Source organism: Bifidobacterium pluvialisilvae (assembly GCF_019331695.1).
GTDB lineage: Bacteria > Actinomycetota > Actinomycetes > Actinomycetales > Bifidobacteriaceae > Galliscardovia > Galliscardovia pluvialisilvae.
Genome location: NZ_JAHBBI010000009.1, coordinates 101,263 through 125,837, shown reverse-complemented (window position 1 = coordinate 125,837; position 24,575 = coordinate 101,263). Strand labels below are relative to the sequence as shown.

At 62.2% G+C, this 24,575-nt stretch carries 21 protein-coding genes and 1 pseudogene; 15 read left to right on the top strand and 7 right to left on the bottom strand.

The window, feature by feature from the left end:
* From KIH77_RS08290 to pknB, 10 genes are all read left to right on the top strand, one after another.
* The coding region (locus tag KIH77_RS08290; RefSeq protein WP_219100866.1) for a hypothetical protein at positions 1–243 on the top strand (243 nt) is incomplete at its 5' end.
* Between the two features lie 338 nt (positions 244–581).
* Complete coding sequence (locus KIH77_RS08285; protein ID WP_219100864.1) at positions 582–1,334, top strand: Sir2 family NAD-dependent protein deacetylase; 753 nt, start codon at positions 582–584, stop codon at positions 1,332–1,334.
* Positions 1,335–1,563: 229 nt separating this feature from the next.
* Positions 1,564–2,184: an NUDIX hydrolase gene (locus tag KIH77_RS08280; RefSeq protein ID WP_219100862.1), complete on the top strand. Its 621-nt coding sequence runs from the start codon at positions 1,564–1,566 to the stop codon at positions 2,182–2,184.
* A 553-nt stretch (positions 2,185–2,737) separates the two neighbouring features.
* Positions 2,738–3,439, top strand: coding sequence for an FHA domain-containing protein (locus KIH77_RS08275; protein WP_219100860.1), 702 nt, complete (start codon positions 2,738–2,740; stop codon positions 3,437–3,439).
* A 36-nt stretch (positions 3,440–3,475) separates the two neighbouring features.
* Positions 3,476–3,991 carry an FHA domain-containing protein FhaB/FipA gene (locus tag KIH77_RS08270; RefSeq protein WP_219100858.1) on the top strand — a complete coding sequence of 172 codons (516 nt, stop codon included), beginning with the start codon at positions 3,476–3,478 and terminating at the stop codon, positions 3,989–3,991.
* A 13-nt stretch (positions 3,992–4,004) separates the two neighbouring features.
* Entirely contained in the window at positions 4,005–5,540 is a 1,536-nt protein-coding gene (locus tag KIH77_RS08265; RefSeq protein WP_219100894.1) for a protein phosphatase 2C domain-containing protein, read from the top strand.
* A complete protein-coding gene (locus KIH77_RS08260) occupies positions 5,537–7,231 on the top strand; it encodes an FtsW/RodA/SpoVE family cell cycle protein (RefSeq protein ID WP_219100856.1) in 1,695 nt (564 codons plus the stop codon). The genes KIH77_RS08265 and KIH77_RS08260 overlap by 4 nt, the downstream gene beginning before the upstream one ends.
* Positions 7,228–8,688, top strand: coding sequence for a peptidoglycan D,D-transpeptidase FtsI family protein (locus KIH77_RS08255; protein ID WP_219100854.1), 1,461 nt, complete (start codon positions 7,228–7,230; stop codon positions 8,686–8,688). Before KIH77_RS08260 ends, KIH77_RS08255 begins: the two co-directional genes overlap by 4 nt.
* On the top strand, positions 8,685–9,776 hold the full coding sequence (locus KIH77_RS08250) for a serine/threonine-protein kinase (protein WP_219100852.1): 1,092 nt from the start codon (positions 8,685–8,687) through the stop codon (positions 9,774–9,776). Before KIH77_RS08255 ends, KIH77_RS08250 begins: the two co-directional genes overlap by 4 nt.
* Positions 9,773–11,857: a Stk1 family PASTA domain-containing Ser/Thr kinase gene (pknB, locus tag KIH77_RS08245; protein WP_219100850.1), complete on the top strand. Its 2,085-nt coding sequence runs from the start codon at positions 9,773–9,775 to the stop codon at positions 11,855–11,857. Before KIH77_RS08250 ends, pknB begins: the two co-directional genes overlap by 4 nt.
* A 125-nt stretch (positions 11,858–11,982) precedes the next feature.
* Here pknB and KIH77_RS08240 read toward each other — a convergent pair whose 3' ends face one another.
* From KIH77_RS08240 to KIH77_RS08230, 3 genes are read right to left on the bottom strand one after another with little or no spacing between them, the layout of a single operon-like run.
* Positions 11,983–12,663, bottom strand: a complete 681-nt coding sequence (locus KIH77_RS08240) for an anthranilate synthase component II (RefSeq protein WP_372445385.1) — start codon at positions 12,661–12,663, stop codon at positions 11,983–11,985.
* A 51-nt stretch (positions 12,664–12,714) separates the two neighbouring features.
* Positions 12,715–13,839, bottom strand: a complete 1,125-nt coding sequence (locus KIH77_RS08235) for a class E sortase (RefSeq protein WP_219100848.1) — start codon at positions 13,837–13,839, stop codon at positions 12,715–12,717.
* 9 nt (positions 13,840–13,848) lie between these two features.
* The gene (locus KIH77_RS08230; protein WP_219100846.1) at positions 13,849–14,595 is read right to left on the bottom strand and encodes a DUF881 domain-containing protein; all 747 of its coding nucleotides are present in this window, start codon (positions 14,593–14,595) and stop codon (positions 13,849–13,851) included.
* A gap of 91 nt (positions 14,596–14,686) precedes the next feature.
* Between KIH77_RS08230 and crgA the strand changes: the two genes are divergently transcribed.
* Positions 14,687–15,277 (top strand): cell division protein CrgA, encoded by a 591-nt coding sequence (gene crgA / locus KIH77_RS08225; protein ID WP_372445384.1) that lies wholly within the window; start codon positions 14,687–14,689, stop codon positions 15,275–15,277.
* A 358-nt stretch (positions 15,278–15,635) separates the two neighbouring features.
* Here crgA and KIH77_RS08220 read toward each other — a convergent pair whose 3' ends face one another.
* Positions 15,636–16,394, bottom strand: a complete 759-nt coding sequence (locus KIH77_RS08220) for a rhomboid family intramembrane serine protease (protein WP_219100844.1) — start codon at positions 16,392–16,394, stop codon at positions 15,636–15,638.
* Between the two features lie 142 nt (positions 16,395–16,536).
* Here KIH77_RS08220 and KIH77_RS08215 point away from each other — a divergent pair, with 142 nt between their 5' ends.
* Positions 16,537–16,782 carry a hypothetical protein gene (locus KIH77_RS08215; protein ID WP_219100841.1) on the top strand — a complete coding sequence of 82 codons (246 nt, stop codon included), beginning with the start codon at positions 16,537–16,539 and terminating at the stop codon, positions 16,780–16,782.
* A 264-nt stretch (positions 16,783–17,046) separates the two neighbouring features.
* Here KIH77_RS08215 and KIH77_RS08210 read toward each other — a convergent pair whose 3' ends face one another.
* Positions 17,047–19,500: a glycogen/starch/alpha-glucan phosphorylase gene (locus KIH77_RS08210; RefSeq protein ID WP_219100839.1), complete on the bottom strand. Its 2,454-nt coding sequence runs from the start codon at positions 19,498–19,500 to the stop codon at positions 17,047–17,049.
* 96 nt (positions 19,501–19,596) lie between these two features.
* On the opposite strand from KIH77_RS08210, the gene KIH77_RS08205 reads away from it, so the two are divergent.
* Entirely contained in the window at positions 19,597–20,055 is a 459-nt protein-coding gene (locus tag KIH77_RS08205) for a sterol carrier family protein (protein WP_219100837.1), read from the top strand.
* Between the two features lie 261 nt (positions 20,056–20,316).
* On the opposite strand, the pseudogene KIH77_RS08200 reads toward KIH77_RS08205, so the two are convergent.
* Positions 20,317–20,643, bottom strand: a pseudogene (locus KIH77_RS08200) (DUF3073 domain-containing protein); the annotation flags it as partial.
* A gap of 150 nt (positions 20,644–20,793) precedes the next feature.
* On the opposite strand from KIH77_RS08200, the gene trpS reads away from it, so the two are divergent.
* A complete protein-coding gene (trpS, locus tag KIH77_RS08195) occupies positions 20,794–21,885 on the top strand; it encodes a tryptophan--tRNA ligase (protein WP_219100833.1) in 1,092 nt (363 codons plus the stop codon).
* A 739-nt stretch (positions 21,886–22,624) separates the two neighbouring features.
* Here the strand turns inward: trpS and KIH77_RS08190 are convergent.
* A complete protein-coding gene (locus KIH77_RS08190; protein ID WP_219100831.1) occupies positions 22,625–23,113 on the bottom strand; it encodes a MerR family transcriptional regulator in 489 nt (162 codons plus the stop codon).
* 114 nt (positions 23,114–23,227) lie between these two features.
* Here KIH77_RS08190 and KIH77_RS08185 point away from each other — a divergent pair, with 114 nt between their 5' ends.
* Positions 23,228–24,241, top strand: a complete 1,014-nt coding sequence (locus KIH77_RS08185; protein WP_219100829.1) for an aldo/keto reductase — start codon at positions 23,228–23,230, stop codon at positions 24,239–24,241.
* Positions 24,242–24,575: the final 334 nt, after the last annotated feature.

Genomic DNA, 24,575 nt, shown 5'->3' with positions numbered 1-24,575 from the left:
CAATCAAAAACAGACGACCAGCCAACCACCCCAAAAACAAGGCGGCAAACCAGCCATCAACTGGCAATCAAAAACAATTCAGTAGTACAAAACACGCTCTTGAGTTCTCAAACCACCACCACACCAGCAAACAACACCGCTTCAGGAAGCGGCGTCCGCCGTGCCGGGCAACGAGTGAATAACCTACACCAACCCACACCACCACGCAACCCCGGCCACAACCAACAACCCCAAAACCACTGAAAACACAAGCATCCACCGGCGTGTCGCAAAAAGGCAAAACGAGCCCCAACATCGGGACTTCCCGCGTCTGAGACCAGCATAAAAACCCGAACGTTACCGAAACATGACCGCGAAACCACAAAATCGGGAACTTCAGTACAACACAACGGCGAATGATCGGGGCACGAAACCGAAAAGTTGGTCAGTACAGTTGGTCAATGCGTTCATAAGGACGACGCTTTCATAGTCCTCGTATATGTCCGTGTATGTCATAGACCCACAAACCCGGAGATGAACGGTCCGCAAACCCCTAGGCATCTCCCCGTGTCTCTACATATGCGCGGTGTAATACTGCATATATGAGCAAAAAGATCGCAGTACTGACCGGCGCGGGCATCTCGACCAGCGCGGGCATCCCCGACTTCCGCGGGCCGGACGGTGTATGGACCAAGCATCCCGAGCAGATGAACGTCTACGACATCGACGCCTTCATCACCAGCAAAGAAGACCGCGAATACTCGTGGCGTTGGCAGAAGGAGTCGCCGGTATGGGGCGCGCAGCCCGGCACGGCGCACAAGGCCCTGGTCACGTTGGAGAAGGCCGGCATGCTCACGCTGCTGGCCACGCAGAACTTCGACGCCCTGCACGAGAAGGCCGGCAACTCACCAGACGTCATCGTCAATCTCCACGGCACCATCGGCACGTCGCATTGCATGAAATGCCATGCGAAATACGATACGGCCGACATCATGGACCGTCTGGACGAGGAACCGGATCCGCGCTGCCACCGCAGGCTGCCCTACAACGGGAACATGCCCTGCAACGGCATCATCAAGACCGACGTCGTGTATTTCGGCGAGGCATTGCCCGACGGCGCCATGGAGAAGTCGCTGCGCAAGGTGCGCGAGGCCGACGAATTCTGGGTCATCGGATCGACGCTGGAGGTGTTCCCGGCGGCGTCGCTCGCCCCGGCGGCCGTGCAGGCCGGCGTGCCCCTGACCATCATGAACATGGGACGGACGCAATACGACCGCATCGCCACGCGACTGATCCACGACGACATCGCCGTGGCCCTGCCCAAGCTGGTCGAGGAGACCATCGCCGAGGGATGAATGCACGGCGTCGTCAAATACACGGCATCGTCCATTGTCTGCTGCCCGTTGTTCGCGATTTTCACCGCGAATATCCTTTGTTCGCAGTCTTCACCGCGAACAGGCGTATGAGAACGGTCGCATGCGGTGAGAACCGCGAATAATCGGATTACGGGCCGGACGACGGCACGAAACGACGCGTGACGATACGAAACGACGTACAGACGACATACGAGGTTACGGAGACGAAATGAGCACTACGAGCAATGACGTCGCGGCGCGCCTGGACGCCAGCGAAGACATCGACATGGCCATTGCGCCGGTGACGGAAAGCAGCGAGACCGTATACACGGGAGCGATCTTCCACGTGGAGGACCGTGTGATCCGCCTGACGAGGCATGACGGGGGAGCGGTGCGCATACGGCGGCAGATCATGCGGCACGCGCCATGCGTCGTCATGCTGGTGCACGACTGCGCGAACGACCGGTATCTGCTGGAACGCGAATACCGCGTCGGGCCGAACATCTACGCATTCGGGGTGCCGGCCGGTCTTATCGACGAAGGCGAGGAACCCCACGAGGCCGCATTGCGCGAGCTGCGCGAGGAGACCGGCGTGGTCCCCGACCTCATCGACATCGACGACGTGGCGCAATGCTATTCGTCGGAAGGCATGACCGACGAGCTCGCCAACATCATGGTGCTGCATCTTCGGCAATGGCATATGGGAGAGCGGCACTTCGACAAGGACGAGCACGTGGAAAGCGCGTGGGTGAGCTGGGAGGAGCTGACCGGAGCGGGAATCGTCTCGTCGAACGCCACGATCGCCCTGAAGCACGAGGAGCTGCGGCGGGTGAGGCAAGCGGCGGCATAGGGGGCAAAGCCCATCCCAGACGGGATGAGGTGCACCGTCTTGTCATCCTGAGTGGAGAGTGAAGCGCATCCGCCTTGTCATCCTGAGCGGAGAGTGAAGCGCATCCGCCTTGTCATCCTGAGCGGAGCCGCTTGCGGCGGAGCCGAAGGATCTTGGAATCGCCTGCAACGCGAGATCCTTCGACTCCGGGCTCCGCCCTCCGCTCAGGATGACAAAATAGAGGCCGAATGGCTCCGCCGGGGATGACGAATGGCGACCGAACGGCTCCACCCGGGATGACGAATGGCGACAGAACGGCTCCGCCGGGGATGACAAGTGGCGACCGAATGGCTCCGCCGGGGACGAGGCGGGGGAGGAATGCCACGGATTGCCACGCATATGTGGAAAAAACGGTGTGTTATTGGTGAATTCACCCACTGATGGCGCAAAAACGGCATTACGATGGTTGAAAATCAGGAAAGCCGGATTGAAGACTTTGCAATGAATCCACCTCGCGTTGTGGCGCGATGGGAGCCTCTGCGTACCATGGAGACATTGCGAGAAAGGGATGTTCATGAGCGTTCTCGACCGATTTGAGAAGAGTGTCGAAGGTGCCGTCAACGGCGTGTTCAGCAAATTCGGTTCCAAAGACCTGCAGCCAGTAGACCTTTCCAGCGCCCTTGAGCGCGAGATCGACAAGGAAGCCATGGCGGTCGGACGAGACCGCACCGTCGCCCCGAACGAATACCGCTTCAAGCTTTCCACCCCCGACTTCGACCGCATCGAGCAGTGGGGTTCCGAGACGTTGGCCAACGAACTGGCCGACAACCTGACCAAATACGCCGAAAGCCAGCATTACGCCTTCGTGGGACCGGTCGTGGTGATCTTCGAGGAGGACCTCAACCTGAGCCGCGGCGATTTCAAGCTCGCCTCCGAATCCGTGCAGGGCAACGCGGCACCCGTCACGGCAACGAATGAGACCAAGGACTGCCCGGTTCTGGAAATCAACGGACGCCAGTACCTGCTCACCGCCCCGAAGACGGTGATTGGCCGCGGATCCAACTGCGACATCGTCATCGACGATCCGGGCATCTCCCGCAGCCATCTGGAAATCGACATCACCGACAACGGCGTCATCGCCCGCGACCTCGGCTCCACGAACGGCACATATGTGGAGGGTCATCAGGTTCCCGCGGCCACGCTGCTGGACGGCAACACCATCACCATCGGTCGCACTCGTATCCTATTCTGGGCTTCTTCTGCTCCGCAGGAGTAAAATACGACCGTAGTCACTGTATGAACGCGAGCCAATATGACTGAACTGACATTCACTGTTCTGAAATACGGATTCCTGGTGCTGCTCTGGGTCTTCGTCTGGTTCGCCGTACGTTCCCTGCATCAGGACGTCGCTTCATTCAGTCCGAAAACATCGAAAAAACACCGTCGCAGGGAGCAGCAGGCGCGTAAGGCCGCACAATCGCCCGCTCCCCGGCCGGCACCGTCGCCGGTGCCGAATCCCCGCCCGATCACCGAGCAGCCGACGATCCTGGTGATCATCGACGGACCGCTGGCAGGCACCACGGTCCCATTGGGCAATGAGCAAATCACACTTGGTCGTGCAGCCAGCAATTCCGTGGTGCTGGACGATGAATTCGTCTCCTCACATCATGCGCGGCTGTTCCAGGACCCGTCAAACGGCCGGTGGGCCATCGAGGACCTGGGGAGCACCAACGGAACCGTCGTCGATAACAAGCCACTCACCGGAGCTGCCGTATTGCCGTCCCGTGTGCCTGTGCGCATCGGTGCGACGACCTTCGAGTTGAGGTGACGGCATGAACGCAATGAACACTTCCGAATCGGCGACAACGCTGACGTTGTATTCCACCACGGTGTCCGACGTCGGATACGTGCGGAGCAACAATCAGGATTCCTCGTTCGCCGGCCGGCATTTCGCCGCCATCTGCGACGGCATGGGAGGTCATGCCGGCGGCGATACCGCCTCGACCATCGCCATCCGTTCGCTGGCGCACATCGAGCATGAGGACGCGGCCGACGATGTGGAGATCATCGCCGCGATGATGGAGACGTCCGTGCTCGCCGCACACGACGCCATCGTGGGCAAGGCCAAGCATGAGCGTCGTCTTTCCGGCATGGGCACGACCGTGACCGCGCTGAGCCTCGTGCAGAACCATTGGATTCTGGCGCATATCGGCGATTCCCGCGCATACCTGCTTCGTGACGGGAAGATCATCCGCGCCACGAAGGACCACAGCTACGTCCAGCATCTCATCGACACGAAACGCATCACCGAGCCGGAGGCGAAGAGCCATCCGCAGCGCAACGTCGTGATGCGCGTGCTCGGCGACTTCGACATCGACCCGCGGCCGGACATCTCCATCCGCCGTGCACTGCCCGGGGACCGCTGGCTGCTGTGCTCCGACGGCCTGTGCGGCGTACTGGAGGACTCCACCATCGAAGAGGTGCTGGAGAAGGTGGCCGACCCCGAGGAATGCGCGCAGATGCTCGTGGCCATGGCGCTGAAGGCCGGCAGCACCGACAACGTGACCGCGGTGATCGCGGATGCCACGCTGCCGCTCGCCGGGGATGGCGCCGATCTGGATGCGCCCGTTCCGCTGGTCGGGGGAGCGGTGAGCAGCAGTCTGGAAAGCATCGCCGACATCATCGACGAGCCCGTGGCGACCGCCCCGGCGCTCAAGGCCGACGCCGGCAGCCCGGCCCAGCGTGCCGCGGCCCTCACGCAGAGCGAACCGGTGGCGAAGACCGAACCAGAGGCGCCGCGCGTGGCGCAGCCATCGTCGCAACGCACCGACACAGGGGACATCGCGATGCCGAACACCGGCGAGATTCCCGTGGTACAGAAGCGCGACGGCAGCCTGACCGCGGATCCGCACGACCCCGAGGTGGCGAAGACCATCAAGGCCCAGCAGCGCGAGAAGGCGCAGCAGAAGCGCAGGCGCCACAGCCGTTCGCGCAACGTCGTCATCTCCATCATCGTCATCATGCTGCTGGTGCTTGGCGGCGTCGGATTCGGCGCCTGGCGCTGGTCCCAGCAACAGTACTATCTTGGTGAATCCGAGGGTGCGGTGGCCATCTATCAGGGCGTTCCCACCGATTTCTTCGGTCTGCAGCTCTCCCATGAGGTCACGCGCACCGACATCATGGTCGCCGACCTTCCCCAGTCATGGCGCGACCAGCTCGCCAACGGCAGCATTTCCGTGAATTCCTACGACGAGGCCTCCAACCATGCGGAACTGATTCGGCAGCAGGCCGAGAATCTCGCGAAGCAGAGCGAGACGGCCAAGACCCCGCAGCAGACGCCTTCGCCGTCATCAAGCCCGGAGAAGAAACAACAATGATCGTCCGTCGTCTTCGTCAGGCCTCGCTGCTCGTGCTCGCAGCGATCATCGTCGTGCTTGGCTTCTTCCAGATGTTCATGCGCGTACAGGGGTCGTTCCCCCCGGCATACACCACGCGTCTGGGCGTCGTCGGCGTGCTGTTCCTCGTGTTCTGGATCGTGCTCGTCAGGTTCCAGCCCTACACCTCGCCGGTGATTCTGCCCTGCGTGCTGCTGCTCAGCGGCACCGGTGTGCTCATGATCGCCCGCATCGACAGCCAGAACGACACGTTCGGCGGCCGGGCCACCACGGCGGGGCTCAACCAGCTGACATGGCTGGCACTGGCGTTGGTGCTCTGCATCCTGCTCGTCATCTTCCTGAAGGACTACCGCGTACTGCGCCGGTTCTCGTACGTGAGCATGGTCACGGGGCTGGCGCTGCTGCTGTCGCCCATGATCCCCGGTCTCGGCAAGGAGATCCAGGGCGCACGAATCTGGATCGGATTCGGCAGCCATTCGCTCCAGCCGGGGGAGTTCGCCAAGCTGTTTCTCGCGTTCTTCTTCGCCGCCTATCTGTTCGACCACCGCGACCAGCTGGCCGTTGGCGGCAGAAAGGTGCTGGGTCTACGGCTGCCGCGACTCAAGGATCTCGGTCCGATCATCGTGGTGTGGGCCGTGTGCATGGGCGTGCTCGTGCTGCAGCATGACCTGGGCACATCGCTCATGTTCTTCGCCATGTTCGTCTCCATGCTGTACGTGGCGACCGGCCAGAAAAGCTGGATCGTCATCGGCGGCGTGTTCTTCGCCGGCGGCGCCGTGCTCGCATCCATGATCTTCACCCATGTGGGCAACCGTGTGAACGCATGGCTCCACCCGTTCGACTACGCCGTATACAACGCCATCGGCGGCTCCATGCAGCTGGTCCAGGGCGTGTTCGGCCTGGCCACGGGCGGTATGACCGGCACCGGCCTCGGCCAGGGGCACCCCATCGTCACACCGCTCGCCAACTCCGACTTCATCTACTCGTCGCTCGGCGAGGAACTCGGCATGACCGGCCTGTTCGCCATCCTGACGATGTATCTCATCATCATCGGCGCCGGCATGGTCACGGCCATGAAGGTCTCCGACGGCTTCGGCAAGCTGCTGGCCTCCGGACTCGTGTTCACCATGGCGTTCCAGGTGTTCACGGTGGTCGGCGGCATCACGCTCGTCATCCCGCTCACCGGCCTGACCCTGCCGTATCTCGCGGCCGGCGGCTCCAGCCTCATCGCCAACTGCATCCTCGCCACGCTGCTGCTCATCATCGCCAACGCGGCCAACAAGCCGGAAGAGGATGTGGACAGCGACACCTTCCAATACGAGGCGCTCATGGCGATCCGCGAGAAAGAGAAGGAGAAGCAGGCCGAGGCCGCCGCACGCGCGGAGCAAGGTGCCCAGGCCGGCGTCCCCCAGGACATGCCCTACGCGCAGCAGGCCCTGAAGGAGGCCGAGGCCGCCAATCAGGAGGCCACCGAGGTCATCACCCCCGGACGGCATACGCCCGGCGGCCGTCATGGCGCCCACGCCATCCGGCAACGTCGGCAGCAGGATGAATGGGCGGCGCAGGACGGCGACACACTGTCCAACAATCCGACCGCCGACTGGCCGGTGACGTCCCGCACACAGCCACGCACGACGTCAAGCTCAACCGCGAACGAAAGGAGGACCCGATGAACACCTCATTGCGTCAGCTTTTCACGGCGGTCATCGTATTGTTCGCCATCCTCGGGCTCTCCACAACGAAGCTCATGACCATACAGGCGAACTCGCTGAACTCCGACCCCCGCAACACCCGTGCGCTGTATCACGAATACGGTGCGCCACGCGGCGCGATTCTCGCCAGCGACGGCACCGTCATCGCCAAGTCCGACAAATCCGACGACGCCTTCTCCTACCAGCGCTCCTATTCCAACGGACCGCTGTACGCGCCCGTGACCGGATACTTCTCCGTCACCACGCGCGCCGACCGTGGCATCGAGGCCTCGCGCAACACCCTGCTCAGCGGCGAGAACAGCTCGCTGTGGCTCAGCAAGTTCAAATCGTTGTTCACCGGCGAGGAGAACAAGGGCGCCAACATCGAAACGTCCATCAACCCGAAGCTGCAGAAACTCGCCTACCAGCTGCTGGGCAACCAGCAGGGCGCCGTCGTGGCCATGGAGCCCAAGACCGGCCGCATCCTGGCCATGGTGAGCACACCCAGCTACGATCCCAACGGGCTGGCCAGCCACAACAGCGCCAATGTCAACAAGACGTATCAGGCCCTGATCGCCGACAAGAGCAACCCGATGCTGAACCGCACCACGAGCGAGCTGTATCCGCCCGGGTCCACGTTCAAGATCGTCGTGGCCGCCACGGCGCTCGAGAACGGCTATGACACGAACACGTCGGTGCCCGCCGGCAGCTCGTACACCCTGCCCGGCACGCAGACGCAGCTGACGAACACGTCCAGCGCGGCCGCCGGATCGAACGGCAACATGCAGCTGCTCGACGCCTTCGCGTACTCGTCGAACACCGCCTTCGCCCAGCTGGGCGTCAAGCTCGGCAATGAGAAGATCGCCGACCAGGCCAAGAAGATGGGCTTCGGCAGCTCCATCACCGTCGACGGCACCAGTTCGTCCGGTCTGACGATGAAGGCCACCGCCTCGAAGTTCCCCGACGGCGCGACCAACGACCGCCTCGCGCTGGCCTCCATCGGCCAGGGGGACACGCTGGAGACCCCGCTGCTCAACGCCATGATCGCCTCGGCCGTGGCCAACGACGGCAAGATGATGCAGCCGTCCCTCGTGGACCGCGTCCGCGCCAGCGACCTCAGCGTCGTTTCGGAAAACTCCCCCTCCACGTTCTCGCAGGCCTTCTCCAAGAGCACCGCCGATAAGCTCAACACCATGATGCAGGCGGTCATCACCAAGGAGGACCCGCAACTGCAGCTCGCCAACGCCAAGGTGGCCGCCAAGACCGGCACCGCGCAGATCGGCAACAACAGCTCCAACGATTCCTGGATCACCGGATTCGCTCCGGCCGACGATCCGAAGATCGCGGTGGCCGTGGTCGTGCACAACGTCAACGCATTCGGTTCCGAAGCCGCCGGACCGATCATGCAGCAAGTCATGCAGGAGGCTTTGAAGCAATGAGACTCATCGAGGGGCAACTGATCCATCGCCGTTACCGCCTGGACCAGCGACTTGCGCAGGGCGGCATGGGCGAGGTGTGGAAAGGCTACGACATCGAGCTGGAACGCCCGGTGGCCATCAAGGCGCTACGCGCCGACCTCTCCAACGAGGAGGCCAAGCTCCGCCGTCTGCGCGCCGAGGCGCACAACTCCGCGAACCTGGCGCATCCGAACATCGCCGCGTTGTTCGAATACTACGAGCATGACGGCATCGGATTCCTCATCATGGAATACGTGCCCAGCGACTCGCTGGCCGAGATCTACAAGCGCCGCGGGGCCATGGAGCCCACGGAGCTGCTGCCCATCCTCATCCAGACGGCCCGGGGACTCTACGTGGCGCATTCGCATGGTGTGATTCATCGCGACGTCAAGCCGGCTAACATCATGGTCTCCGACACGGGAGAGGTGAAAATCACCGACTTCGGCGTCTCGTATTCCACGAACCAGGCACAGATCACACAGGACGGCATGGTCGTGGGCACCGCGCAGTACATCTCGCCCGAGCAGGCGCAGGGCGAACAGGCCACGCCGCAATCGGACATCTATTCGCTGGGGGTCGTGGCCTATGAGGGACTGTGCGGCCACCGCCCGTTCACCGGCGCCACGCCCGTGGACATCGCGGCCGCGCACGTGAACGACCCGGTGCCGCCACTGCCGGAGACCATCGACTGGCAGCTGCGCGAATTCGTGATGACCATGCTCGCCAAGGACCCGAAGGACCGCCCCGCCAACGCGCTCGTGGTCTCCCGGACATTGGCGAAGATCGAACGCCGCCTGCTCGACCAGGAGACGGAGACGCCGGAGAACCTCATCGAGACCACCAGCGGGCCGCTGACCCGCAGGGTCATGAGCAAGCCGCACCAGCCGCTGCTGCTGTTCTCCGCCTCCGACTGGGTGGCCAGGCAGAATCCCAAGGCCGCAGCCGCACCGCAGCCGGTCAGGCAGGACGTGATTCCGTCGCCGCCCGTGAACGTCCCCGATGATAATGGCGACGATGGCGAGACAATCATGAATGATAACGAGAACGCAGGGAAGGAAGGGTCACGATGAGTATGTACATACCGGCATCATTGGCCGGCGGGCGGTACACCGTCGGTGAACTCATCGGCCATGGCGGCATGGCGGAGGTCCATGTCGGAACGGACACCCGTCTGGGACGCACCATCGCCATCAAGATCATGCGCGCCGACCTGGCCAGCGACGCGATCTTCCTGGCACGGTTCCGCCGCGAGGCGCATTCGGTGGCCATGCTCAACAATCCGAACATCGTGTCGATCTACGACTCGGGCGAAGAGGCCATCAAGGACGATGCCGGCCGTTCCGTCAACGTGCCGTACCTGATCATGGAGTTCGTCAAGGGCCAGACGCTGCGCGACATCCTCAAGGCGAACGGCGCCCTGAGCCAGCGCGACGCCGAACAGGTGATGATCGGCGTGCTCAGCGCGCTCGAATACTCGCATCGCATGGGCATCATCCACCGCGACATCAAGCCCGGCAACATCATGATCAGCGACCAGGGCGTGGTCAAGGTCATGGACTTCGGCATCGCCCGCGCACTGGACGACTCCTCGGCCACGATGACCCAGTCGCAAGGTGTGGTGGGCACCGCGCAGTATCTTTCCCCCGAGCAGGCGCGCGGCGAGAACGTCGACATGCGTTCCGACCTGTATTCCGCCGGATGCGTGCTCTACGAGATGCTGACCGGGCGGCCGCCGTTCACCGGCGACTCCGCCGTGGCCATCGCCTACCAGCATGTCTCCGAAGTGGCCACGCCGCCGAGCGCCATCGTGCCCGGCCTGCCGAAGATGTGGGATTCGATCTGCGCCAAGGCCATGGCCAAGGACCGTCAGAACCGATACACCACGGCCACGGAGTTCCGCAACGACGTCATCGCCCTGATGAACGGCGGCACCCCCGCCGCAGCGGCCTTCAACCCGCTGACCGACCTGAGCAACGCCAAGACGCAGGCCATGAAGCCGGCCGTCGGCCCCACCGCCCAGCCGGCGGCCTACGAGCCGGGGACCGGCACCAAGACCGAGGCGTTCAACCCCGTGACCGGCACAATGACCGGCACCGGCACGGCCACGGACGCGGCCACGCGCGGCGGACGCCGGGCGGCCGCCGCGGCGAAGGCGAAAAAGAAGAAGCAGATCGCCGCGATCGTGGCCGTGCTGGCGGTCGTGGCCATCGGCCTCGGCCTGTGGTTCCTCCTGCACGGCGGCGCCACGCAGACGGCCACCGTGCCCACGATCACCGAACAGATGTCGAGCGCCCTCGCCAAGGAGAAGATCGAGGAGGCCGGCTTCACCTATGTGGAGAAGCAGGACAACAACTCCGACAAGGAGAAGGGCACCTTCACCAAGCAGAGCCCGGCCGGCGGCACCCAGGCAGAGAAGGGTTCCACGGTCACGGTATGGTTCTCCACCGGCCCCAAGCAGGTGAAGGTACCTGACGTGAAGGGCGAGACCCAGGAGGAGGCCAAGGCCGAACTGGAGAAGCTCGGGTTCAAGGTGAACGGCTCCGCCTCCGTGGAGGAGAGCAGCGACGTGGACAAGGACATGGTCACCCGCACCGACCCGGCCGCGGGCACCACGCAGAGCAAGGGCGCGAGCATCGTGATCTACATCTCGTCCGGCATGACCACCGTCCCCGACGGCCTCACCGGCATCTCCGAGGACCAGGCCACCGCCAAGCTGCAGCAGTCCGGCCTCACCGCCACAATCCGCTCCGCATACTCCGACACCATGGCCGCCGGCGCGGTCATGCGCGTGGATCCCGGTTCCGGCACCAAGGTGGAACAGGGGTCGTCGGTCACCCTCTATGTGTCGCAGGGCAAGGAGAAGGTCACGGTCCCGTCCGTCGACACCAGCGGATCGTCCACGCTATCGTCCATCCGGCAGCAGCTGGAGTCGGCGGGCTTCAAGGTCTCGGTCAGCGGCAACAGCTCCGATGACGCACTGGTCACGGGAATCAACCCCGGCGCCGGCCAGCAGGTCGACAAGGGCAGCACGATCACCGTGACCACCAAGGCCCCCAGCAGTCCGAGCCCCAGCCCGACGAACAGCAGCACAAGCAGTACGTCGCCCACCGACTCCGCAACCGGATCCACCGGCGGCGACAGCAAGGAGTAGCGGCGGTTCCCGACGCACAAATCACCGGGATATGGTTGTGCCCCGGTCCTTACCGATGAAGGACCGGGGCACAACCATATCCGGACGTGGCACGGAGCCAAATCCAGTGTGCCAACCATATGCGCCTAGGCGGCGGCGACCTTGGGATGCAGGCCGGCGGAACGCGCCACCGCGGACTTCTGTCCACAGACGGCGAGCCAGTTGGCGAGCAGACGATACCCGCCCTCGGTCATCACCGATTCGGGATGGAACTGCACCGCATACATCGGCATCCCTTTCACGCGGAGGCCCTGCACGATATGGTCATCCTTCGTCCAAGCGGTCACCTCAAGCGTATCGGGCACGCTATCGGGCTCCACGGCCAGCGAATGGTATCGCGTGGCCGTCATCGGATTCGGCACCCCGGCGAAGATCTCATCGTCGACATGCTCGATGAGGCTGGTCTTGCCGTGCATGATGGTGGGTGCGTGGCTGACCGTGCATCCATACACCTCACCAAGCGCCTGCATGCCGAGGCACACGCCGAACATGGGCTTGTGCTCCCTGGCGCACAGACGGATCATGTCCTCGCTCACGCCGGAGTCGGCGGGCGCACCGGGACCGGGGGAGATCAGCACGCCGTCGAAATCGTCAAGCAGGCCCGGCTTCGCGGGATCGATGGCGTCGTTGCGCACGACCGTCACCGTCGCGCCGAGCGTCTGCACATAGCCGACGATCGTGTAGACGAACGAATCATAGTTGTCGATGACGAGGACGCGCGCGGAATCCTCCGGCACGTCCATCGGGGAAGATGCTGAATCTGTCATGATGTCTCCTGAACAATCAGACGTCACTCGGACGTCGGAACCACTCTACGGCTACTCTACGGCAACAAAGTTGGACGTGACCTGCAGATACGGGATATTGGACGCCGCCCACGGGAAGCCCCACTGGAACAGGCATCCGACGATGGCGAGCGCCACGATGAGCAGCAGCAGCCATCGAATGAGCGCGGGTCCGGGCTGGTGACGGTAGATCCAACCGTAGATGCTGGCGCCGGGGGCGGGACGATGGCCGGTCCGCAGCTGGCGCAGGGCCGGATACCGCCATGCGATCAGCGAGGCCAGATAGACGACGACGTAGGCGAGGGCGAGGCCGATGATGACCTTGGCCATGACGGAGGACAGACGGGCCAGGGGCGAGGCCTGGTTCTGCACGAATTCGACCTTGCCTGACGACATGTCGCCGGCCAGCTCCTGCGGGATGCCGTCGGACACCTTGGCCCAATAGTCGAACTTGCCGTAGGAGATCCAACGATGCGTGGCCGTGGTGTATCGCGGCTCGCAGGTGGTGAGCGTGACGTAGCGGTCCTTGGGGGTCTCACCGGGCTTGCCGGGCACGGCGGCCACGACCTCGGTGTGCTCGGGCGTCACGATGGTGTAGTTCGTGTACGAGTAGACGTACCAGTAGTCCTTCGTACGCAGGATGATCTTGTCGCCCTTCTGGAATTCGTCCACGTGGGCGAGCGGCTCGCCGTAGCCGGAACGGTGGCCGGCGATGGCGACGTTGCCGAGCTCGCCCGGCATCTGCAACTCCTCATAGTGGCCGAGTCCGTGGCGGGAAAGCTCATAGGCGTCGGTTCCCTGCACGACGTTGCGATGCCATGCGGAGCCGAAGCGCGGAATGTAGATCTGCCCTATCAGGTCGCCGGTGTTGGCGCTCTTCGGCTCGACCGGCGGCTCCCCGGACTGGGCCTTGGCGATGGCGTAGCCGTTACCCGACTGCTTCGGGGCCACCCAGGAGGCGTTGCTGCTCTGGTCGGCCTGCGCCTGTTCGGCCACGACGCCGGTCCACCACAGCTGCCATGCGATATACAACGCCAGTACCGCGGCCATGGTCAGCAGTATCTCGCCGATGATGCCGAGGATGGAGGATGCGAATGAGCCGCCCCCGCGGTTGTTCGCGCGTCGTGAGGACACTGCCGACGATGCTTGTCTTGCCATATGAGTTCCTTAGCTTTTCTTTACCTTGGCGTATTTCAGTGTCTGTAGCGACGACGTTGCCGCGGGGAATCGAAGATCGTCGGACCGTTCCAGCTTCCATCCCAATCCGATGGACGTGACGTATTCCTTGTACACCTGTATCGAGGGGGAGTCGTTCAGGGCGCGGATCATGGCGTCCTGCGGTCCGATGGCTGCGATCCTGAACGGGGGAGCGTAGCGTTTGCCTTGCAGCAGCAGGACGTTGCCCACGCAACGGACGGCGGAGTTGGAGCGCACGCGCTGGTCCTCGATCATCATCGATTCGGCGCCTCCCGCCCACAGGGCGTTGACCACGCCTTCGATGTCCTGCTGATGGACGACGTAATCGTTGATGTCGGCCGACGATCCGGTATCGCCGACCTTGGTCTCCCAGAGTGGGGAATCATCCAGGGTGACGGTGACGCCCGGGCCGGTGACGGCGGGCAGTTTCGTACCCGAGCCGGTGTCCTCGCCCTTGGGCTTTGCCGTGCTGGAATCCGTGGTCAGGGTTTTCAGGGCGTCGATCTGGCTGCTGAGGTCATCGACCTCGCTCTGCAGCTCGGTCACACGTTTTGACCGTTCGTTAAGCAGCTGCGACGTATCGGAGTTGACGGTGACGGAACGGTTCACGCGCACGTTGACGGTGAGCAGATATCCGGCCAGCGCCAGCACGACGGCCACGGCGACCGCGCCCGCGAACGACTTGCGCGCAACGTGCCTGCCACCATGCTTTCCCATACTTGCCTTACTATTGAATCTGTCTGTTCGACGGTTTCCACTCTAGTCATTACTATGACTAGTAGCTTTTACGATAAAGGAGTATCCTCTTATGGCTGAACAGGACGAGCAGAAGCTCGACGAGACCACCACGACCGAAGACGCGGTCACCGAGACGACCGCCGACACGGCTGCCGATATGACGGATGCCGACGCCACGGAGGATGACGCCGCCAAGAACGAGGCCTCTGACAAGGCCGAGGCCACTGACACCGACGATAAGGCTGATGCAGCCGACGAGGACGGCAAGGCCGATAAGAACGGCAAAGACGACGAAAACGGCAAAGACGACTCGGACGACGGGAACGACGACGCCGACGATTCGTACGGCATTTCGATGGACAAGGTCGAGGCCGTGCTGAGCAAGTCCGCCGATGAGAACGCCATGACGCCGCAGATGCGCAAGATGTTCGCCCGCCAGCAGGAGAGCACGAAGCGCGTGGAGGAGTCCATCAAGGGCACGAAGTCGAATCCGTCGTGGTTCGTCCCGGTGTTCTGCGCGCTGCTCATCATCGGCCTGGTATGGGTCGTGGTCTTCTACATGACCGGCAAGTATCCGATTCCCGGCATCAACAACTGGAATCTGGCCATCGGCTTCGCCATCATGCTCATCGGCTTCCTCATGACCATGTGGTGGCACTGATCGTCATCCTGCCCCCGCTCCCGCTGGAGGGAGCTGTCAGGCGAAGCCTGACTGGGGACGGTCAGTCCGCCCCTCGTCAGGCCCTCCCCGTTGTGTCATCCTGAGCGGAGGCCGCAGACCCTCCTCGTTGTGTCATCCTGAGCGAAGGGCGAAGCCCGGAGTCGAAGGATCTTGCCACGATCGGCGCCAAGATCCTTCGACTCACTCCGTTCGCTCAGGATGACATAAGTCCGTTCGCTCAGGATGACATAAGAGGGACGTTTACTCAGTATGGCGAAGAGCCGTCCTACATCACGGGAACGTCCTACATCACGGGAACGTCCTACATCACGGGAACGTCCTACATCACGGGAACGTCCTACATCACGGGAATCAGGCACCACGCGCCGGCGGCGACGATGACGACCAGCAGCGGAATGCCATAGACCAGCGAACGTATGGTGAGGCTTTTGCCCCGCGTAATGGGGATACGCGACGTCAGCAGCAACGCATAGACGCCGCCGATGATGAAGCCGCCAACGTGGGCCTGCCATGCGATGCCCTGGATGACGAACGGTGTGGCGAAGTTGATGGCCATCCACACGAGCATCGACGTGATATCGATGCCCTGACGTCTATAGGTGACCAATACGGCGGCGAAGAGACCGAACAATGCGCCCGAGGCGCCATAGACGGAGACCAGCCAGCCGGAGCCGCCGGGGTAGAATCGTGCCCACAGCAGCAGGGCCAGATCGCCGCCGAGCCCGGACAGCAGGTACATGCCCAGGAAGCGCCAATGGCCCAGCAGGTGTTCGATCACCGGCCCTACCGCCCACAACGTGAGCATATTGAACAGGATATGGAATATTCCGGGCTCATGAAGGAACATCGATGTGATGAGCGTCCACGGATAGTGCGGCACGACGGCCGGTGTGAGCATGCCGAGGCTGAGCAGGGCGTTGAGCAGCGCGGGGGAGAGGAATCGCGCGACGATCTCCACGGCCCACATCACCACGCAGATCATGATGATGGCCTGGGTGATGACCGGCCCGCCACTACGCCATTCGCGGCGGACGGCGTCCTTGTTGAACAGACTGCGTGCCCTGGGGGAATTCGGGAACAAACGGAATTGACTCATGAGTCCCACTGTATTGCACATGCGGTAATTGCGGTATAGCGAACACGTGTTGGGAAAACACAGCATCGCCACAACGTCGGCATAGAATGGGTAAGAACGGTCTGAATGGGCAGGCTGTACAACCTTTGGGAAAGGAGCCATCATGGAGAACAGGTCGTCAAGCGGGTGGAAGTTCTTCGCGCTTCTGTTTGGTGCGTTGCTTGCCGGTCTCGCCGCGCTGTACGTCTACAAGCAGCAGAATCCGGAGTATGACCCGTGGGAGGAACCGTGGGAGAACAGCTCGTCTCCGGTCGATCTCGGCATCGCCAAGAAGAACGCCACGGACGAGGGCGACGATGAGGGGGCCGAAGCTTCTGACGCCGGTGACGCCGAGCCGGCCGTCGCCTGATTACCGCTTCGATACGCCATACGCTGAATAACCGCCGTTGATGGGTTTGAGCCCGTCAACGGCGGTTTTGTTGTGTATCCGCCCGACGTATGGCAGCGCATGGGCTGGGACGTGATATGAAAAAGCCCCGCCCGCCGAAGCGGACGGAGCCAAACAATGCCTCAGAGCGGAGCAAGTCTGATGATGTGTGTGTCCTCTAGGCGCAGGGGATGAAGGCGTACAAAAGTACGTCGAATCCCCTGCAACGACGAGGACACTCCATCATCAGGCGAGCGGGCCGGTGTGCCAGATGCGGTCCAGATAATCCTGAATCGACCGGTCGGAGCTGAAGTAGCCGGAGTTGGCGACGTTGAGCAGGGCCTTGCGGTTCCACTCGAGCGGGTCGCGGTAGAGGTCTTCGATGTCGCGCTGGATCTTGGAGTAGGCGGTGAAGTCGGCCAGGGTCATGAACCAGTCCTTGGTGAGCCAGTCGGCGACGAGCGGCGCGTAGGTGTTGCGGTCGCCGTTGGAGAAGGTGCCGTCGGAGACCATGTCGATGGCGGCCTTGAGGCGGGGGTCGCGCTCGTAGTACTCGGCGGGCATGTAGCCCTTCTCGTAGAGGGCTTCGACCTCGTCGACGGTCATGCCGAAGAGGAAGAAGTTGTCGGCGCCGACGCGCTCACGGATCTCGACGTTGGCACCGTCGAGGGTGCCGACGGTGAGGGCGCCGTTGAGGGCGAACTTCATGTTGCCGGTGCCGGAGGCCTCCTTGCCGGCCTGGGAGATCTGCTCGTCGAGGTCGGTGGCGGGGATGAGGTGCTGGGCCAGGCGGACGTTGTAGTTCCAGGGGAAGTAGACCTGGAGCTTGCCCTTGATGTCGGGGTCGTTGTTGACGACGCGGGCGACGTTGTTGATGAGCTGGATGGTGAGCTTGGCGAGGTAGTAGCCGGGGGCGGACTTGGCGCCGAAGATGACGGTGCGGGGGAGCACGTCGTCCACGGAGACCTTGCCGGACTTGATGTCGGCGTACCGGGCGATGAGGGCGAGGATCTTCAGGGCCTGGCGCTTGTACTCGTGGAGGCGCTTGATCATGGAGTTGAACATGGTGTTCGGATCAAGGTCGAAGCCGTACTGGCGCTTGGCGTAGGCGGCGAAGTCCTCCTTGTTGGCCTGCTTGACGGCGGCGAACTTCTTGACGAATTCGTCGTCCTTGGCGAGCGGCTCGAGGCCCTTGAGGAGTTCGAGGTCGGACAGCCACTTGTCGGTGCCGAGGCCTTCGGTGATGAGGGCCGAGAGGCGCGGGTTGGCGAGGCGGATGAAGCGACGCGGGGTGACGCCGTTGGTGACGTTGGTGAACTTGTCCGGGTAGAGGTCGGAGAAGTCACGCAGCGTGACGTCCTTGAGCAGCTGGGAGTGCAGCTCGGCGACGCCGTTGACGTGGGAGCCGCCGGCGGTGGCGAGGTAGGCCATGCGCACCTGCGGGTTGTCGCCCGCGGTGACGATGCGCATGCGGTCGATCTTCTCCTTGTCGCGGGTCTTGGTCTTGAGCTCGTCGAGGAAGTGCTGGTTGATTTCCTTGATGATCTCGAGGTGGCGCGGCAGCAGCTCGCCGATGAGGGAGGCCGGCCACACTTCCAGGGCTTCCGGAAGCAGGGTGTGGCAGGTGTAGTTGAAGGTCTTGGTGGTGATGTCCCAGGCGGTGTCCCAGGCGTAGTCGTATTCGTCGATGAGGACGCGCATGAGCTCGGGGATGCCGATGACCGGGTGGGTGTCGTTGAGCTGGAAGGTGATCTTGTTCGGCAGGGTGGTCAGGTCGGGCTTGTCCTGTCCGGGGTAGAACACGCGGATGACGTCCTGGATGGAGGCGGCGACGAAGAAGTACTGCTGCTCGAGGCGCAGCTGCTTGCCCTGCGGGGTGGAATCCTCCGGGTAGAGGATCTTGGAGATGTCCTCGGCCTTGACCTTGGGCTTGACGGCGTTGAGGTAGTCGGACTTGTTGAAGGTCAGCAGGTCGAACTCGTCGTAGGAGCGGGCGGACCACAGGCGCAGCGTGTTCACGCGGCCGGAGGCGTAGCCCGGAACCATGTAGTCGACGGGGACGGCGCGCACGGACCAGGCCGGCTTCCAGATCTTCTTGCCGTTCTTCTCGATGACGTCGCCGCCGAAGGAGACCTTCTGCGAACGGTTGTAGTCGACGTGGCCCCACGGCTCATCGTTGGCGAGCCAGTATTCGGGCTTCTCGATCTGGCGGCCCTGCTCGTCGAACTCCTGACGGAAGATGCCGTAACGGTACTGGATGCCGTAGCCGAAGGCGGGCACGCCAAGGGAGGCGAGGGAGTCGACGTAGCAGGCGGCGAGACGGCCGAGGCCGCCGTTGCCGAGGGCCGGCTCGTATTCGGAATCGACGACGGTCTGCGGATCGAATCCAAGGCCCTCGACGGCGGCGTCGAACTGGTCGAGCATACCGGCGTTGAGCAGCGCGTTACGCAGCTGCTTGCCGATGAGGAACTCGGCGCTCAGGTAGCCGACGGCCTTGGTGTTGCCGTTGACCATGTCCTGCTGGGTCTTGAACCAGGCATCCTGAAGATAATGACGAACAACAAGGGAGGATGCGACGTATACATCGGCGGGAGTGGCCTGTTCCGGGGTCACGCCCTGACCGTACTTGAGCTGTTCACGAATGCCATCGGTGAATTCGGCAGTCGTGACCGGCGACTTGGGAGCAGTGATTTCAGTCATATCATACTCTTTCTCGAGGAAACTCCTCTTTCATTATCCGTCCTCGGCCATGTGGCGGAATGCCATCAGCATGAATTCTGCGTTACATTACTGGGTATGGGAGTTATCAAACGGCAGGATATCGCGGAAGGTGAGCGCTCTCTCACCGTATGGAAAGAAACTGCGAAACATGAAGCTTCGGGCGTTTTGAACGATAAAAAAACGTACTTTTCCGATATCGACGCGCGGCGGCACCAGGGAGCCGACGCCGGCGTCGACGCGCTGCCGCGGCGCACATGGGCCATGGCCGTGCGCTATTCGCTGGCGCTGCTGGAACGCAAGGCGCCCGGCGAAGGCGTCGAGGTGCGCGTGGCGCCATGGGGCGCGATCAAGATCCTCGACGGCCCGGCATCGGACCCGCATAACCTCACGCCGCCCGACGTCATCGAACTGGAACCGGACGTATGGCTCCGCCTCGCCTGCGGACTGACGACATGGGACGAGGAGAAGGACGCCGGCCACATCAGCGCGGTGGGCGAGCGCGACGACCTCTCCGACCTGCTGCCACTGGTATGACAACGGTTATACGGACGTTTATCAAATAAAAAAAAAGACCGGGCGATACGCAGGAACGTATCGCCCGGTCAACGTACACGATGTCGACGGCCATCACCGTCGCAACAGTCGTAATAATCAGTCGGCCTTGGTCGACGTCTTCTTCGCAGCGGTCTTTCGCGCGGTCGACTTCTTGGCGGCCGGCTTGCGCGACGTCGACTTCCTCGACGATTCGGACTGCGGAGTATCCTCCGCCTTCGAATCATCCGGCTTCACGGTCTTCTTCAATGCGGAAGGCATCGGCATGGGAATCGGCTTACGGTGAACCGGAGCCTTGACCACCGGCTTCTCCTCGGCCTTCTTCGCGGCCTCGGCAGCCCACTGCGCATACTCATCCAAGTCCTCTTCATTCACCGAACTCACGGCATCATCATGGTCGTGGGCGTGAATCTGAGTTTCGATGGAAGCGAACGGATCCGCTGCGGATGGAGTCACCTCATCCTGACTCGACAGCTCCTTCGCCAGCTCATCATAATCGGTATCAGTGGTGAGGTACTTGAGCTTCCGGGCAATTCGCGTCTGCTTAGCCTTCTGACGTCCGCGGCCCATCTGACCCCCTTCGCCAGTCTCTTGTGCCCTAGGCAACATTTTCCTAATTCATCACATAAGAGAGTACCACTTATTATGTGATGTCGGCTCAGACTTTTACGATTAGAGCGTTATTTTTCAATACCTTCAATAAATACGGGTTGGTGTGCAATGGCGGAAGATCAGCAGCTGACGGCAGCAGGCAACGAAATGAGCGCGAGTTTCCTCGCGGCGAAGAAGCGTTCGGACGCCACACTCGCCAAACTTGAGGAAAACCCCGGCAAGTTCACCATGCTCACCGGCGACCGCCCGACCGGACGACTCCACCTCGGCCACTACTTCGGCTCCATCAAGGAACGCGTCGCCATGCAGAACCGCGGCGTGAACACCAACATCATCATCGCCGACTACCAGGTCATCACCGACCGCGACACCACCGAGCACATCGAAGACAACGTGCTCAACCTCGTGCTCGACTACATGGCCGCCGGCATCGACCCCAAGAAGACCATGATCTTCACCCACTCCGCCGTGCCCGCGGAAAACCAGCTCATGCTGCCGTTTCTCTCGTTGGTGACCGAGGCCGAACTGCATCGCAACCCCACCGTGAAGTCCGAGATGGAGGCCTCCGGCCACGCCCTCACCGGCCTGCTGCTCACCTACCCCGTGCATCAGGCATGCGACATCCTCTTCTGCAAGGCCAACGTCGTGCCGATTGGCAAGGACAACCTGCCCCACGTCGAGATCACGCGCACCATCGCCCGACGCTTCAACGAGCGCTTCGCCAAGAAGAACCCCGTGTTCCCCGAACCCTCGGCCATCCTCTCCGATGCCCCGGAAATCCCCGGACTCGACGGACGCAAGATGAGCAAGTCCTACGGCAACTCCATCATGCTCGGCGCCACCGCCGAGGAAACCGCCAAACTCATCAAGAAGAGCCCCACCGACTCCGAACGCCGCATCACCTTCGACCCCGTCAACCGTCCGCAGGTCTCCGCCCTGCTCACCACCGCCGGCCTCGTCACCGGCCGTGACCCCAAGGACATCGCCGAGGAGATCGGCGACTCCGGCGCCGGCGCACTCAAGAAGCTCGTCACCGAATCCGTTAATGAATTCCTCGCCCCGCACCGCGAACGCCGCGCCGAACTCGCCAAGGACATGGACACCGTGCGCGACATCCTCCACGACGGCAACAAGCGCGCCAACGCCATCGCCGAAGAGACGCTGGATGAGGTGCGTTCCGCCATGGGCATGAAATACTGAGTTTTTGGATGATGGAGCGTTATCCACGTTGCGGAGAGCTCGACGTACCTTTGTACGCCTTCGCTCTCCGCGCCTTGATACCGCACGCATCATCCAAAAACTCACTCCGGTAGCGGATAGCGTCGGTTATAACGCATACGGGGCACAGCAGCTGGGCAATCCGCAGCAGACAACAGCTGAGTGCTCCGCAGCAGACAATTGGGTTTGTGGGCCTGTTTGTTCACAGAAATACGAAAGTGGGTCTATCCGTTCGCGAGGAAAAGATTTTTGACGTCCCTGTATACCTTCTAGACCCACAAACCTCTTTATGATGAGTTAGACCCACGATTATTGAACGTCCCAGACCCACAAAGTCATCGATTTGTCCGCCCAGACCCACAAAACCGGACAGGTAGACCCACAAAACCGAATAGGCAGACCCACAAAGTCATCGATTTGTCCGCCCAGACCCACAAAACCGGACAGGTAGACCCACAAAAGACGATTTCGACTACGAAGACTAGCGGAGAGGCCATCTCAGCATGGCAAACCCTCCGTCTTATGCCCTTCCAATAGGAAAATGCGAGTTTTGGGTGTTTGGTTTTGGCGGTCTTCATCCAAGTGCCTGTAGCAACGCTGCAATTGCAACGTTTTTGGATTCAACTTATTCCACGAAAGACCTTATCTCGCAAAGTAAACACCCACAACTCGTATATTCGGTATGAAAACCACGAACCGGACGACCGAAATGGCGAATCCGTCAGTTGTCGAAATCCTTGCAGCGGTAGTCGCGCCAGTCGGGCAACGGGGCTCCGGCGCGCACGGCCTTCTGGATGTCGCCATAGTAGTGCATCTTGCGCAGGATGTGGGCGTACGCCTCGTCGAGGGCCTTGCGCTGTTCGGCGAGCGCGTCGCGGCGTTCGCCCAGCAACGTCATGATCTCGTCGATATGACCGGGCTCATCGTCTTCGTAGTCGAAGAAGCGACGCAGCTCGTCGATGCTCATGCCCGCATGCTTGAAGCAGCAGATCGTGCGCATGCGGTTGATATGGCATTGCCGGTAGACGCGCTGCCCCTTGGCGTCGCGACCGACATTGGTGAGCAGTCCGGCATCCTCGTAGTATCGCAGCGCGGACGTCTGCATATGGAACATGCGCGCGACCTCGCGGATGGAGTAGGTGGGGTCGGTTGTTGTGTCGGGCCCGTCGGCGGTTGTCGTCGGGGCGTTGACCGTTGCGGTGATCGTCATGATTCCTCAGGCTCTTTTCTCAGCGAACATCACGATTTGCATTCAAGTTTACTTGAAGTGTGAGGATAAGGGCAGTGGCATGCAACCGCCAACGAACACCAACGAAGGAGCATCATGTTCGAACCGACCACCGTCTACACCCCGTCGCCCACGCGCTACGACGACATGACCTACAACCGCTGCGGGAATTCCGGTCTGAAGCTGCCGGCGCTGTCGCTGGGCTTCTGGCATAACTTCGGCGACATCACGCCTTACGAGCATATGAAGCAGCTGGTGTTCACGGCGTTCGACCATGGCATCACGCATTTCGACCTGGCGAACAACTATGGTCCGGAGCCGGGTGCGGCGGAACGGAACTGCGGGCGTCTGCTGCACCAGTATTTCCGCGCGCACCGCGACGAGCTCATCATCAGCACGAAGGCCGGCTATGAGATGTGGCAGGGCCCGTACGGCGATCATGGCAGCCGCAAGTATCTGCTCGCGAGCCTCGATCAGAGCCTCGAACGGCTGGGATTGGACTACGTGGACATCTTCTATCATCACCGTCCCGACCCGGAGACGCCGCTGGAGGAGACGATGGGCGCGCTGGCGCAGGCGGTGAGCAGCGGTAAGGCGCTGTATGTGGGATTGTCGAACTATGACGGGCCGACGATGGAGAAGGCGGCGGCGATTCTGAAGGAACTGCACGTGCCGTTCATCATCAATCAGAACCGTCTGAACATCTTCGACCGGAAGCCGGACGAGAACGGCCTGCTGGATTCGGCGCTGAAGCTCGGCAAGGGCGTGATCACGTTCAGTCCGCTAGCGCAGGGTCTGCTGACGAACCGGTATCTGAACGGCGTGCCCGAAGACAGCCGTATGAAGGCGGACGGACGGTTCCTGCATGAGGATGCGCTGACCCCTGCGAAGCTCGGGCAGATTCGCGCGCTGAACGAGTTGGCGGCCGACCGCGGGCAGACGCTGGCGGAGATGTCGGTGGCGTGGCTGCTGCATCATCCGGCGGTGACGACGGTGCTGGTGGGCGCGTCGAAGCCGCAGCAGATCATCGACAACATCGGCGCGTTGAAGAACACCGACTTTTCGGAGGATGAGCTGCGCCGCATCGACGAGATCGCGCTGGGAAAGTAGCCGGTGAATAGTGAGCGGGGAGGTCGGCTCCGCCCCTGCCGTCATCCTGGCCGAAGCCGGCCACTGCCATCCTGAGCAAGGCCCCTGCCATCCTGAGCAAGGCCCCTGTCATCCTGAGCGAAGCCGCTTGCGGCGCAGTCGAAGGATCCTGACGTTCGCAGAGATCCTTCGACTCGCTTCGCTCGCTCAGGATGACAACAGGGAGGGACGCTCAGGACGACAACAGAGGGAGAGGCTTCACTCAGGGCGATAGGGGGTTATAGCAGGGCGACAGAAAAAGCGCAGCGCGGATTAGACAGACGCATCTCCCCGAGAGGTGTCCGACCACCCCCAG

What these genes read in the sequence shown, in the direction of transcription:
- KIH77_RS08285 (WP_219100864.1), top strand. Translation starts at nt 582, where the DNA reads ATGAGCAAAAAGATCGCAGTACTGACCGGCGCGGGCATCTCGACCAGC.
- KIH77_RS08280 (WP_219100862.1), top strand. Translation starts at nt 1,564, where the DNA reads ATGAGCACTACGAGCAATGACGTCGCGGCGCGCCTGGACGCCAGCGAA.
- KIH77_RS08275 (WP_219100860.1), top strand. Translation starts at nt 2,738, where the DNA reads ATGAGCGTTCTCGACCGATTTGAGAAGAGTGTCGAAGGTGCCGTCAAC.
- KIH77_RS08270 (WP_219100858.1), top strand. Translation starts at nt 3,476, where the DNA reads ATGACTGAACTGACATTCACTGTTCTGAAATACGGATTCCTGGTGCTG.
- KIH77_RS08265 (WP_219100894.1), top strand. Translation starts at nt 4,005, where the DNA reads ATGAACACTTCCGAATCGGCGACAACGCTGACGTTGTATTCCACCACG.
- KIH77_RS08260 (WP_219100856.1), top strand. Translation starts at nt 5,537, where the DNA reads ATGATCGTCCGTCGTCTTCGTCAGGCCTCGCTGCTCGTGCTCGCAGCG.
- KIH77_RS08255 (WP_219100854.1), top strand. Translation starts at nt 7,228, where the DNA reads ATGAACACCTCATTGCGTCAGCTTTTCACGGCGGTCATCGTATTGTTC.
- KIH77_RS08250 (WP_219100852.1), top strand. Translation starts at nt 8,685, where the DNA reads ATGAGACTCATCGAGGGGCAACTGATCCATCGCCGTTACCGCCTGGAC.
- pknB (WP_219100850.1), top strand. Translation starts at nt 9,773, where the DNA reads ATGAGTATGTACATACCGGCATCATTGGCCGGCGGGCGGTACACCGTC.
- KIH77_RS08240 (WP_372445385.1), bottom strand. Translation starts at nt 12,663, where the DNA reads ATGACAGATTCAGCATCTTCCCCGATGGACGTGCCGGAGGATTCCGCG.
- KIH77_RS08235 (WP_219100848.1), bottom strand. Translation starts at nt 13,839, where the DNA reads ATGGCAAGACAAGCATCGTCGGCAGTGTCCTCACGACGCGCGAACAAC.
- KIH77_RS08230 (WP_219100846.1), bottom strand. Translation starts at nt 14,595, where the DNA reads ATGGGAAAGCATGGTGGCAGGCACGTTGCGCGCAAGTCGTTCGCGGGC.
- crgA (WP_372445384.1), top strand. Translation starts at nt 14,687, where the DNA reads ATGGCTGAACAGGACGAGCAGAAGCTCGACGAGACCACCACGACCGAA.
- KIH77_RS08220 (WP_219100844.1), bottom strand. Translation starts at nt 16,394, where the DNA reads ATGAGTCAATTCCGTTTGTTCCCGAATTCCCCCAGGGCACGCAGTCTG.
- KIH77_RS08215 (WP_219100841.1), top strand. Translation starts at nt 16,537, where the DNA reads ATGGAGAACAGGTCGTCAAGCGGGTGGAAGTTCTTCGCGCTTCTGTTT.
- KIH77_RS08210 (WP_219100839.1), bottom strand. Translation starts at nt 19,500, where the DNA reads ATGACTGAAATCACTGCTCCCAAGTCGCCGGTCACGACTGCCGAATTC.
- KIH77_RS08205 (WP_219100837.1), top strand. Translation starts at nt 19,597, where the DNA reads ATGGGAGTTATCAAACGGCAGGATATCGCGGAAGGTGAGCGCTCTCTC.
- trpS (WP_219100833.1), top strand. Translation starts at nt 20,794, where the DNA reads ATGGCGGAAGATCAGCAGCTGACGGCAGCAGGCAACGAAATGAGCGCG.
- KIH77_RS08190 (WP_219100831.1), bottom strand. Translation starts at nt 23,113, where the DNA reads ATGACGATCACCGCAACGGTCAACGCCCCGACGACAACCGCCGACGGG.
- KIH77_RS08185 (WP_219100829.1), top strand. Translation starts at nt 23,228, where the DNA reads ATGTTCGAACCGACCACCGTCTACACCCCGTCGCCCACGCGCTACGAC.